This window comes from Rhizobium terricola, assembly GCF_012927355.1.
GTDB classification, from domain to species: domain Bacteria; phylum Pseudomonadota; class Alphaproteobacteria; order Rhizobiales; family Rhizobiaceae; genus Allorhizobium; species Allorhizobium terricola.
On sequence record NZ_JABBGK010000002.1, the window covers coordinates 865546 to 877158 of the forward strand.

General features: G+C 62.8%; 13 protein-coding genes. 7 read left to right on the forward strand and 6 right to left on the reverse strand.

All coding sequences use genetic code 11. From position 1 onward, the window contains the following. Positions 1-27 precede the first annotated feature (27 nt). From HHL25_RS14020 to HHL25_RS14040, 5 genes are all read right to left on the reverse strand, one after another. Positions 28-717 (reverse strand): CpaD family pilus assembly protein, encoded by a 690-nt coding sequence (locus HHL25_RS14020; protein WP_169592915.1) that lies wholly within the window; start codon positions 715-717, stop codon positions 28-30. A 62-nt stretch (positions 718-779) separates the two neighbouring features. Further along, positions 780-2351, reverse strand: a complete 1572-nt coding sequence (locus HHL25_RS14025; protein WP_205927830.1) for a type II and III secretion system protein family protein — start codon at positions 2349-2351, stop codon at positions 780-782. An 11-nt stretch (positions 2352-2362) separates the two neighbouring features. Next, on the reverse strand, positions 2363-3175 hold the full coding sequence (gene cpaB, locus HHL25_RS14030; protein WP_169592016.1) for a Flp pilus assembly protein CpaB: 813 nt from the start codon (positions 3173-3175) through the stop codon (positions 2363-2365). A 121-nt stretch (positions 3176-3296) separates the two neighbouring features. After that, positions 3297-3821, reverse strand: a complete 525-nt coding sequence (locus HHL25_RS14035; protein ID WP_315853076.1) for an A24 family peptidase — start codon at positions 3819-3821, stop codon at positions 3297-3299. A gap of 178 nt (positions 3822-3999) precedes the next feature. Continuing rightward, positions 4000-4176 carry a Flp family type IVb pilin gene (locus tag HHL25_RS14040; protein ID WP_169592019.1) on the reverse strand — a complete coding sequence of 59 codons (177 nt, stop codon included), beginning with the start codon at positions 4174-4176 and terminating at the stop codon, positions 4000-4002. Between the two features lie 577 nt (positions 4177-4753). Here HHL25_RS14040 and HHL25_RS14045 point away from each other — a divergent pair. From HHL25_RS14045 to HHL25_RS14075, 7 genes are all read left to right on the forward strand, one after another. Then, on the forward strand, positions 4754-5158 hold the full coding sequence (locus HHL25_RS14045; RefSeq protein ID WP_169592022.1) for a pilus assembly protein N-terminal domain-containing protein: 405 nt from the start codon (positions 4754-4756) through the stop codon (positions 5156-5158). Between the two features lie 132 nt (positions 5159-5290). After that, the gene (locus HHL25_RS14050; RefSeq protein ID WP_169592025.1) at positions 5291-5926 is read left to right on the forward strand and encodes a TadE/TadG family type IV pilus assembly protein; all 636 of its coding nucleotides are present in this window, start codon (positions 5291-5293) and stop codon (positions 5924-5926) included. After that, on the forward strand, positions 5923-6543 hold the full coding sequence (locus HHL25_RS14055; RefSeq protein WP_315853077.1) for a TadE/TadG family type IV pilus assembly protein: 621 nt from the start codon (positions 5923-5925) through the stop codon (positions 6541-6543). Before HHL25_RS14050 ends, HHL25_RS14055 begins: the two co-directional genes overlap by 4 nt. A gap of 123 nt (positions 6544-6666) precedes the next feature. Then, positions 6667-7887: a phosphopentomutase gene (locus tag HHL25_RS14060; RefSeq protein WP_169592029.1), complete on the forward strand. Its 1221-nt coding sequence runs from the start codon at positions 6667-6669 to the stop codon at positions 7885-7887. Then, positions 7884-8852, forward strand: coding sequence for an adenosine deaminase (locus tag HHL25_RS14065; RefSeq protein ID WP_169592034.1), 969 nt, complete (start codon positions 7884-7886; stop codon positions 8850-8852). Before HHL25_RS14060 ends, HHL25_RS14065 begins: the two co-directional genes overlap by 4 nt. 109 nt (positions 8853-8961) lie before the next feature. Continuing rightward, entirely contained in the window at positions 8962-9591 is a 630-nt protein-coding gene (upp, locus tag HHL25_RS14070) for a uracil phosphoribosyltransferase (RefSeq protein ID WP_169592038.1), read from the forward strand. Positions 9592-9722: 131 nt separating this feature from the next. Then, positions 9723-10238 (forward strand): TIGR02281 family clan AA aspartic protease, encoded by a 516-nt coding sequence (locus HHL25_RS14075; protein WP_169592041.1) that lies wholly within the window; start codon positions 9723-9725, stop codon positions 10236-10238. A gap of 58 nt (positions 10239-10296) precedes the next feature. Here HHL25_RS14075 and deoA read toward each other — a convergent pair whose 3' ends face one another. After that, the gene (gene deoA / locus HHL25_RS14080) at positions 10297-11610 is read right to left on the reverse strand and encodes a thymidine phosphorylase (RefSeq protein WP_169592045.1); all 1314 of its coding nucleotides are present in this window, start codon (positions 11608-11610) and stop codon (positions 10297-10299) included. Positions 11611-11613 lie beyond the last annotated feature (3 nt).

Genomic DNA, 11613 nt, shown 5'->3' on the forward strand with positions numbered 1-11613 from the left:
ATCCTGCCTTCAGACGGTTCGGCCATCCTAGTTCGTCGAGGTGTCGGAGCCTTCCCGATAAAGGCCGATCACCGTCGAGCGCCGCGTGGCATCAATCGGTGCCATGGCGCGCGGGGTGACGAGGTCCATCGGGTTGGCAATCTGGGCTGCGAGGTTGGCCTGGCTGGCGCAACCGAAATTGTGCCAGTTCTTGTTGGCCATGGTGTTGTTCTGCAGATCTTCGGGCCACTGGCCGCACTGGTCGGTGATCGCGGTCGTCGCGACATAGCTCAGGCGCACGGGAGCGACGTCACCCGTCGCGCCGGCCTGGTAGGTGGTCTCGATGATGCGCGGCGCCGGTACGCCACGGCTGGTCAGGGCGGCACGGATATCCTTGCGAATATTGGCCGCGGCAGCCGAGTTGGGCGAACCCTGCGGCAACATGATCTGGATGGTGCCCGTGGAGGACGTCATGTATTCGGAGGCAAAGCCGCCGATGGAATCGCGCATGCCGGCGGTCAGCGCGCGATCTCCGGACGCCACCGGAACGTCGAGAGTGTGCTCGACCTCGGTGAGCGTGATCGGGTGGCGGGTGCGGTAGTCGTCCGGAATGGCGCCCGTGGACATGTTGTCCCGGTTGGCACATCCGGCCAGGATGGCGGTCGCGCCGAGGATGGCTGCGGCGAGGGCGGTGCGCGCGAAACGCGGTGCGGCGTAGGTCGATCTCTTCACAGGCATGACATGGGCGCCTTCGCTCTTGCCGGGGATGGTCTCGTTCGTCTTCATGGCGAGGGCCCCGTTCACTTGTAGATAAACCCGACGGCGCCGTGGTAGCGGCCGGAGGCATCCGCCTCGCGTCGGCCGTAGACCTTGTTCACCTTGTTCAGGAAGAAGGTCGCGGCGTCGTTCTCGGGGTTGAAGTTGTCATCCGGGCGCTGCAGCTGGTTGCGGGCAACCGGACGCACCAGATACGGCGTGGCGATGATCACCAGCTCCGTCTCGTTGCGCTGGAAATCCTTGCTGCGGAAAAGGGTACCGAGGATCGGAACCTTGGCGAGGCCGGGCACTCCGGACATGGCCTGACGGATGTTGTCCTGAACGAGACCTGCGATCACGATTGAGCCGCCGGAGGGGAGTTCCACGGTGGTCGAGGCTTCGCGCTTGCGGATCGACATATAGGTGGAGCCGGGGATGCCGGTGGACGTATTGCCCGTGACTGCCGAACCTTCCCAGGTCGGTTCGGAGACATTGGTCTCGATCTTCAGGCTGATGCGGCCGGGCGCCAGGACGACCGGGCGGAAATTCAGCTCGATACCGTAGTCGACCGATTCCGTCGTGCGGCTGACCGACGGCTGGCCGGTATCGCTGTCGACACCGATTTCCTGTTCAGCTGCCATGCGGAACTCGCCACCGACATAGAACTTGGCGTCCTCGCCGGAAATGGCGGTCAGGCTCGGCTCGGCGAGCGTGCGCATCACGCCCGCCTGCTCCATCGCATTGATGTAGCTGCCGATGGTGTAACGGCCGATCGTGGCGGCAGCCGTCGGCAGCGATCCGCCGAGCGCATTGGTGACACTCACGGCATTGCCGAGGTTGGCCGGGTTCTGGAAGGTGATGCCGCTCGAACCGTCGGAAACGCGGCCGTTGAAGCCGAGCTGCTTGAGAACCTGGCGGCTGACTTCGGCGACGGTCACCTTCAGCGAAACCTGGTCCTCGCCCTCGATGGTCAGCAAATTGACGATCTGCGAGACTTGGCGTTCTTCGGCGAAAATCGCGACGTCGCCGCCGTCCTTGCTGCTCGACGCGGTCTCGTTGCGGGTCGTCGCCTCGCCGCCCTTGAGGAAGGCATTGGCCAGGCTTTCGGCGCGTGACGCATCCTGGGGCGTGCGCACCGTGCCGGTCAGCACGATGTTGTCGGAAACGATCTCGACGGTGATGTCGGATTCGGGAATGAAACGGCGCAGGTTGGTCTCGAGGCCGGCGATATCGCGTTCGATCTCGATGTCGAGACTGACAACTTCCTCGCCGTTCTCACCGAAGATGAAGATGTTGGTCTGGCCGACGGATTTGCCGAACAGATAGATGCGGCGCGAAGTGCGCGTCACCGCGTCCGCCATTTCCGGATCGGCGACGAGGATATCGTGGGCATCCTGCGGCAGGTCGATGACGAGCGCCTTGTTCAGGCCGAGCTTGATGGTGCGGCGAGCACCGGGACCGGCCTCGGCGATGCGGATCACGCTCTGGCTCGCGGCTTCGGCGACGGGCATATCGAAGAGATGCGGCGCGAAACTGCCCGGCATGCCGGAGAAGGCCAGCGAGAACGCGAGGCCTCCGGCGAGCGAGGAACGGAATTTCTGTTTCAAGCTGTTCATGACATCCCCACTCATTCGGACTTCGCATCGGTGGTCGACTTGACCACCTCGCCCGACTTGATGACCTGGATCGATGGTCGGCCGGAACCGCCGCTCAGCAGGTAGTCGGCGGCGGACGTGTCTTCTTCCTGCGCGTCGGCAACCGAACGCAGGGCAAGCGAGAGCCGCTCCGCCATCTGCTGGGCGACCGTGATGACCTTTGCCTGATCCGGGGTCAGCTCGAGGGTCGCAGTAGTACCGACGACCGACTTCGAGCCGTCATCCTTTTCCTGGATCTGCTGGTCGATCGCGAGAACGCGCACATTGGAGAGAACCGTTTCAGTCAGGAAGGCATCGGCCTCGCCCCGGCGAACCATGATGACGTCGACACGGTCGTTCGGAAGGATGAAGCCGCCGGCACCGGTGACGACCGAAATCTCGGTGGCGACCGCGCGCTTTCCGGACGGCAGAAGCGACGACATGATTCGCGACGACGAATCGGCGATCTTCTCGCGCCGCACCGGCTCGCCTTCGAACATGGGCAGTCGTACGACCGTGCCGGCAAGTTCGGTCAGGGCCTGGGGACGGTTGGTTTCGGTAATGAAGCCCTCGACGATACTGCCCTCGGGCCAGGCCATCCAACGCATCGACTTGTCGTCAAGGCGCGAGCCCACCGGCAGATTTGCCGCAGAAACCAGCACGTTGACGGTCGGTTCCTTCTGTACCACGGTTTCGGCCTGCTGCTGCACAACCGATCTCGGGCCGCCGAGGCGCATGGCCAGCAATCCGGCCAGGCCGGCTGCGACGATAGCCACTGCGAGAATGATGATGCGCGCGGGTTTCATGATCGTTCCTTGAGGGACACAAAGGTCTGTGTCCGGCAGAATGATCAGGAATTGGTGTAATTATGGTTAATAAGCGCCTTACGATCTTGGTTAACGATCGCTTTATGGGCTCGCAGACCGGCTAGCCGCGCAGTCCCTCCAGCGCGGCCAGGACGAGAGGCGATTGCGGGTAGGTGGCGAGCCCAGCGACGCCGATGGCGATCGCATAGGGGATCTTCTTGGCCGAGATGATCGAATCGGGCAGCGGCAGCCCCATGGCAAGCACCGAATTCGAGCGTGCCCGCAGGATGAGGATCAGCAGGGTCAGCGCGCCTCCGGCATAGGCGACATAGACAAGAAAGGTGAAGAGCGCCGGCGTCAGGCCGTACCAGACGGCGGCGGCGGTCAGCAGCTTGGCATCGCCACCACCCATGACGTTCAAGGCAAAGAGAGCAAAGCCGACGGAGAAGACGACGAGGCCGGCGGCAAAATGGAGGCCAAAGGTCGTCCAGGTCATGCCAACAAAGGGCGCGACAACGAGGAAGGCGGCCAGAAGGATAAGAGGAATGCGATTGGGAATCGTCATCTCGAAGAAGTCCGTCCAGGACGCAAGAACGAGGCACATCGGGAAAATCACGAAAATCGCGGCTTCAAGCATGACTGACATTCCCTTCCAAGGATCAACGCAGGATAGTCGGGAGGCCTTACGAAATCGCAAACCCGGACTGCGGATGACGGGTCGGTCCACCGACGATCCGCGCGCCACAAAAAAGAAAAGCCGCCTCCAGCTTGGAAGCGGCATTTTCCATGGCAGCCGGAACGGTGGCGAAAGCCACCGGATCCGATTAGTTGCTGGCGTTGTCGAGCGTCGTTGCGAGGCCCGAGAACTTGTTGTCGAGCGAGTTGCCGAGCGTCGAAGCGCCGGTGATCAGGGCAACAGAGATGAGGGCAGCGATCAGGCCGTACTCGATTGCGGTTGCGCCGGACTCATCCTTCAGGAAACGTGCGAAAATCTTGGTCATGTTACTCTCCTACTCCACAAAAGTTGTTCAGCACTTCCGGCAACTGTTTGCCGCTGCTCGGATGCCAGCAACCTACACAGGAGCGTATTGCCATCGGCTTAAGAAAGAGGATTAACGGACCGTAAAGGGGGATTTGCCCGAGGTGTGGTAAACAATTGCCTGAAGCAATTCCGTGCATTTTAGAGAATAACCCGACACGTCCCGGGAAGCCTGGAAATACTTCATGCAAATCAGGGAGCTAAGCTTGGCCGCAGGGGACCAGACGACCGCGGCGTTCTGTCCGTGACCATCGATCACCCCTGGCGACCGCAGGGAAACGGCCGCGGAACCGGCTCAAATGTGTCGAACCGGAACACACGAGACGCATTTGACAGTCAAGCACGTCTCCCCGTCAGCACGTTCGCCTTCAGTCTCGGCACGGAATTGAAAACTCCTCAAAGCGACCGCACGACCCGAAGATGCCCAGAGGGTCGAAAACACGGCGGTTTGGGCGACAGGCTTAACGGATCATTCACCATTCAGGCCCATGCTCTCAGCCCAGTCATTGGTCACGAGCGTCTTCAAAGGGCTGGCACGTATGTTGTCTCGCAGCGCTATCATATCGCTTTCCGGCGCCCTGGCGCTGAGCAGCGCGCTATCGGCCGTTTCAGCCCGCGCGGAAGACAATCTCCTGCGTGTCTATATGAACAGCGCGCGCGTGCTGAAGCTCGACCGGCCCGTCAGCAAGGTCATCGTCGGCAACTCCGACGTTGCCGACGCAACGGTTGCCGATGCGCAGACCATCGTCCTGACCGGCCGCGCCTTCGGCACCACCAACATCGTGCTTCTCGATGCAGACGGCAACGCGATCGTCGACGAACGGATCCTGGTCTCCATCGACGAAGGCAATACGGTTCGCGTCTTCAAGGCAACGTCACGGACCGTGCTCTCATGCTCACCGAACTGCGAAGAACACGCGGCGACCGGCAGCAGTTCGAACTAGGTCAACTGTTCCCTTTTCGAAACCAGAACCGTTCCGAGCCTGAACGTCGTTCGAATTGTAAATATCGACGGAACGGAAAATCAATACTTGGCGCCTAATGTCCGGGTGTATTCCGACTATCGGACATGGGCGATGAGCGCGCAGCAAGAACAGGACACCGCAGGGGCGAAACCAGGACGACGCAGGCGCCCGCTGTGGCGGCGGATGCTGAAGTCCCGCGACGGAGCGGCGGCGATCGAATTCGCCATCCTTGCCATCCCCTATTTCCTTATCATCTTCGCAACGATCGAGACGTTCGTGGCCTTTACGGCCGAGCAGCTCGTTTCGACGGCAGTCAATAACCTGGCGCGCGAGCTCAGAACCGGCAACATCACCTACAATCTCGGTCGCAGCACCGACATGACGAAGGTGCAGTTCCGTACGGCCTTCTGCGACGAGGTGTCGATCCTGATCACCTGCTCCGATGAAGAGATCGCCACGCCAAGCCAGCTCTATCTCGACGTACGCACCTTCCCGACCTTCGGCGACATCCCGACGAGCATTCCGCGGGTCTCGAGCGCACAATTCGCCGACATCGATCCGTCGAGCTTCGCGTTCACACCCGGCGGGGCAAAGTCGATCAACATGGTGCGGGCGCTCTATCGCTGGAAGGTGATGACCGACCTCGTGCGCCCCTACATCACCACCATCCGGCCCGCCGACGGCTCGATGCCGACCGACTTCCTGATCGTCGCGACGACCGCCTTCCAGAATGAGGCCTATCCGTGAGCCCTTCGAAGACGCCCAAGGCACAGGATCCCCACAGCGGGCGGGCAGGCGGATATGCGCGGCGACTGGCCGCCATGCTGCGGCGTTTGCGCGACGACCGCAGCGGGATCGGCGGCGTGGAATTCGCGCTTCTGGCGCCGATGCTCATCGTCATCTACCTGATGGCTTTCGAACTGACGCTTGCCTTCAACACATCGAAGCGGGCGACGATGGCGGCGAGCACGGTCGCCGATATCGTGTCACGCACCGATTCGGTGGTGAAGGCCGATCTCACCGACATGGTCGACGTCGCCGACGCGATCTTCGCGCCCTACAGTCCGAACAATCTCTCGCTCAAGATCACGGGGGTGAAGGTCGACAGCGCCAAGGCGGCAAAAGTCGCCTGGTCGTGGTCGAATTCCGGAACGGCGCCCTATGCCGTCGGTACCGCCGTCAGCATACCGAGCGACATGCTTGCGGCGGACATCTTCCTCATTCGCACGGAACTCAGCGTCTCCCACGAACTGCTGATGTTCCTACCGAGCATGTCCGGCCAGGAGCTCAAGAGCCTGACCATCAGCCGCGAGTTCTTCTTCCGCCAGCGCATCAACGACGAGGTCAAGTGCGGCGACTGCTGAACCGATAGGAGCTACCCTCCGTCGGCTCGAATTTGCCAAGGCAAGAGTCAGGCGGTATTGATGCCGCGTTGACCGCTTGAACAACGAAGGCCATGACGGCCCTTCCCGCGGCGCAGGTGGACCATGGCACGCGCATTTCTTTTCGTACTCGATTCCTTCGGCATCGGCGGCGCCCCTGACGCGCTGGCCTATGGCGACGACGGCTCTAACACGCTTGGCCATATCGCCGAATTCTGCGCGGCCGGCGCCGGGGACCGCAAGGGATTGCGGTCGGGGCCTCTTTCCCTTCCCAACATGTCGGCACTCGGACTGCTCAGCATCGCGCGGCTCGCCTCGGGACGTTCGCCGGCGGGCATGCCAGTCCCGCAGCGCGTGTTCGGACTCCACGGGGCGGCGAGCGAAGTCTCGCACGGCAAGGACACCCCCTCCGGACACTGGGAGATCGCCGGCACGCCGGTGATGTTCGACTGGGGCTACTTTCCGGCCGGAGAGGAAGCGTTCTCGCCGGAACTCGTCGAAGCGATCTGTCGCGAGGCGGAGCTTCCCGGCATTCTCGGCAACTGCCATGCCTCGGGAACCGAAGTCATCGCGCGCTTCGGCGAGGAGCATATCCGGACCGGCAAACCAATCTGCTACACCTCGTCGGACTCCGTCTTCCAGATCGCCGCACACGAAACGCATTTCGGGATCGAGCGGCTGCTGTCCCTCTGCCAGATCGTCCGCCGGCTCGTCGACCCGCTGAACATCGGCCGGGTGATTGCCCGTCCCTTCGTCGGCGAGACGACCGCCACCTTCGAGCGGACCGGCAACAGGCGCGACTATTCGGTCCTGCCGCCGGAGCCGACGCTTCTCGACCGGCTTGTCGAGGCCGGACGCACAGTCCATGCCGTCGGCAAGATCGGCGACATCTTCGCTCATCAGGGCGTATCGCGCGTCATCAAGGCGAACGGCAACATGGCGCTGATGGACGCGACGCTCCAGGTGATGGACGAAGCCCAGGACGGCGACCTGGTGTTCAGCAACTTCGTCGATTTCGACATGCTCTATGGCCATCGCCGCGACGTGCCGGGCTATGCCGCGGCGCTCGAAGCCTTCGACCAGCGCCTGCCGGAGGTTCATCGCAAGCTCCGACCCGGCGACATGGTGCTGATGACGGCCGACCACGGCTGCGACCCCACCTGGCGCGGCACCGACCACACGCGCGAACGCGTGCCGATCATGGCCTTCGGCCCCGGCATCAAGTCGCGCATGGTCGGCATCCGCAACACCTATGCCGATATCGGCGAGACAATCGCGGCCCATCTCGGGATCCCTGCCGGGCCGCACGGACGGAGTTTCCTTTGACTGCACATCTGAAGAAGGCGGAGCTGCATTGCCATGTGGAGGGTGCAGCGCCACCAGCTCTGACGCTTGCCCAGGCCGAAAAATACGGGCTCAACCCCACCGGTTTCGTGGAGAACGGCGCCTATGTTTGGCATGACTTCACGAGCTTCATAGCCTGCTATGATTTTGTCGCGTCGGTGTTCCGCACGGCGGAGGACTACGCCCTTCTGACCGAGGCCTACCTTGCGGAACTCGCAGCCGCGAACACGATCTATAGCGAGCTGTTCATTTCTCCCGACCATGGCGAGGCCGTGGGTCTTTCGCCGGACGACTATGTCGCCGGACTTGCGGCCGGCATCTACGCCGCGCGGGAAAAGACCGGAATCGAGTGCCGGATGGTCATCATCGGCGAACGCCATCTCGGGCCCGAAAACGTATTGCGGCGTGCCCGCTGGGCAGCCGAGTTCCAGCATCCGCTGGTCACCGGTTTCAACATGGCGGGCGAGGAGCGGATGAACCGCGTGGCCGACTATGCACCGGCCTTCGACGTCGTTCGCGAAGCGGGGCTCGGCATCACCATCCACGCCGGCGAACTCTGCGGCGCCTTTTCGGTCGCCGACGCACTGGATCTCGTCCGTCCGAGCCGGATCGGCCACGGGGTCCGCGCGATCGAGGATGGCGAACTCGTCAAGCGGCTCGCCGACCTCGGGACCGTGCTCGAGGTCTGCCCGGGCTCGAACATCGCGCTGAAGGTTTTTCCGGACTATGCCAGCCATCCGCTCAGGCGTTTCGTCGATGCGGGCGTGCGCGTGACGCTCAATTCGGACGACCCGCCATTCTTCCACACCTCGCTTGCCGCCGAATACGAGACGGCGTCGCGTGTCCTCGGCTTTTCAGATGCCGAAATCAACACGATGACCCGGACGGCGATCGAGGCAGCTTTCGTCGACGAAGCGACCCGACAGGTCCTGCTTGCGCGGCTCTAGGCCGCGCGAACTGGGGATGATCGGGCAAAATTCGGCTATGCCCTTGCAGGCGTCTCAAGGAATGTGGAAAACATTCCCTATCAGAGAAAAAGAATAGAAGGGCCCGGCCATGAACGGCGTCACAGTCATCGATCACCCGCTCGTCCAGCACAAGCTGACCATCATGCGCCGAAAGGAAACCTCGACCTCGAGTTTCCGGCGGCTGCTGCGGGAAATCTCCACGCTCCTCTGCTATGAGGTGACGCGCGACCTCGAGCTCACCATGGAGACCATCGAGACACCGCTGACGACCATGCAGTCGCCTGTGCTCGAGGGCAAGAAGCTGGTCTTCGCATCCATCCTGCGCGCTGGCAACGGCCTTCTTGAAGGCATGCTGGAGCTGGTTCCGGCGGCCCGCGTCTCGCATATCGGCGTCTATCGCGACCACGAGACGCTGCAGCCGGTCGAATACTACTTCAAGGCGCCCGATGCGCTGGACGAACGCCTGATCATCGTCGTCGATCCGATGCTCGCCACCGGCAATTCGTCGATCGCGGCAGTCGACAAGCTCAAGGAGCGCGGCGCCAAGAACATCCGCTTCCTTTGCCTGCTCGCCGCCCCCGAAGGCATCAAGAACTTCCGCGAGGCACATCCGGACGTGCCGGTCTTCACCGCCGCGATCGACAGCCACCTCAACGAGAAGGGCTACATCATGCCCGGCCTCGGCGATGCGGGTGACCGCATGTACGGCACGAAGTGAAAGCTTAACCAGATTTTGACGAGAGCGGCCCGGAATGCCTGTTCCGGGCCGCTTTCGTTTGCGCCTTAGACAGATTTCAACCCTGATGGACTAGAGAAGCCTCAACGTCGTCAATCGAGGGAAATCCGTCCATGCTCATGCGCACGATCGGCCTGGTGTTCGTGGCTGCGGTTGCCGCAACCCAGGTTCCAAATTTCGTCGAGCTCTCGAAACAGACGGCGAAGGAAGAGGGCGACGCATCCGTTGCCAACACGATGCCGGTTGCGGCGTCGCCGACCGGAACGACTGTGCTGGAGGGCGATGCAAGCGGGCATTATCGTGGAACCTTCAAGCTCAACGGCAAGCCGACCGAAGCGATGGTCGATACCGGTGCCTCCCTGGTGGCGATCAACGAGAGTACGGCGCGGCGCATTGGCATCAGTGTCGCCTCCCTGGACTATAAGTATCCGATCGGTACCGCCAACGGGCAGACCGAGGCCGCCCATGTGCGACTGCAGCGCGTTGAGATCGGGTCGGTCAGGGTCGAGGGGGTCGACGCCTTCGTCCTCAAGGACAAGGCGCTTTCGACCACGCTGATCGGCATGAGCTTCCTCAAGCGCCTTAATGCCTATTCGGCCGAAGGCAACAGGCTGCGCCTGGTGCGATAAACCGCTTCCGGAGAAGACAGCTCCACACTTTTCGAGGAATTGCTCTGGACGCGGCCTGTCAGGCCGAGATGCGCTTGCCGATTGCCGGCGGAAGCGTCGGCTTCTCTCCGCCAATCCCATAGCTTGACCTCACGAGGCCCGCCGCGTGTTCCGCGCTGTCCCGGTCGTTGGCATGAACGATCGCGATGGTATCGCCCTTGGAGACGGCGGTGCCGAGCGGCAGCAGGCCGGACAGGCCGACGCGATGATCGATCGCATCGGTCGGCCGCTGGCGACCACCGCCGAGCGCGACGACGCATAGTCCCAGGCCACGGGTATCGGCGGAGGCGAGAAAACCATCGGCCGTCGCGAGCACCGGAATTTCCACCGCCGCCTTCTGCAGGTAGCGCGCGGGATACTCGACGAAATCGGCGGGACCACCGAGCGTGTGGACCATGCGGCCGAAGAGGTCGGCTGCCTCACCGGAGGCGAGCACCTTGCGGCACATGGCGAGGGCCTTGTCGAGACCGTCAACCGTGCCGGCATTCACCAGCATCTCCGCACCCAGCGCAAGCGTGACGTCTTCCAACCGCGTGCCCGATTTGGCACCCGCCAGGAAGTCGACGGCGTTCTGCACCTCAAGCGCATTGCCCGCAGCATCGGCGAGCGGCTGGTTCATGTCGGTCAGGAGCGCCGTGGTGCGCACCCCTGCCCCGTTGGCGACGGCAACGAGGGAACGGGCGAGCGCTTCGGCATTCTCGGCCTTCGCCATGAAGGCGCCGTTGCCGACCTTGACGTCGAGCACGAGGCTTTCGAGGCCGGCAGCGAGTTTCTTCGACAGGATCGAAGCGGTGATGAGCGGAATGGACTCGACCGTCGCGGTCACGTCGCGGATCGCATAGAGCCGCTTGTCGGCGGGTGCGAGATCGCCGGTCTGGCCGATGATCGCGCAGCCGACCTCGTCGACGACCCTGCGGAAGGTCGCGGCATCCGGCATGACGTCATAGCCGGGAATTGACTGCAGCTTGTCGAGCGTGCCGCCCGTATGGCCGAGGCCGCGGCCGGAGATCATCGGCACGGCGAGGCCGCAGGCCGCCACGATCGGCGCCAGCATCAGCGAGACGTTGTCGCCAACGCCACCGGTCGAATGCTTGTCGGCAATCGGCTTGCCTACGCCGGACCATGAAAGGACCTCGCCGGAATCACGCATGGCCACCGTCAGGGCGACGATCTCTTCCGGCGTCATGCCCTGAAAGAAGACGGCCATCGCGAAGGCGGCGACCTGGCCCTCGGAGATCGTCTCCTTGCTCAGACCTTCGATGAAGCCGGCGATCTCGTCACGGGTCAGTGTGCCGCCATCGCGTTTGCGGCGGATGATTTCCTGGGGCAGCATGGT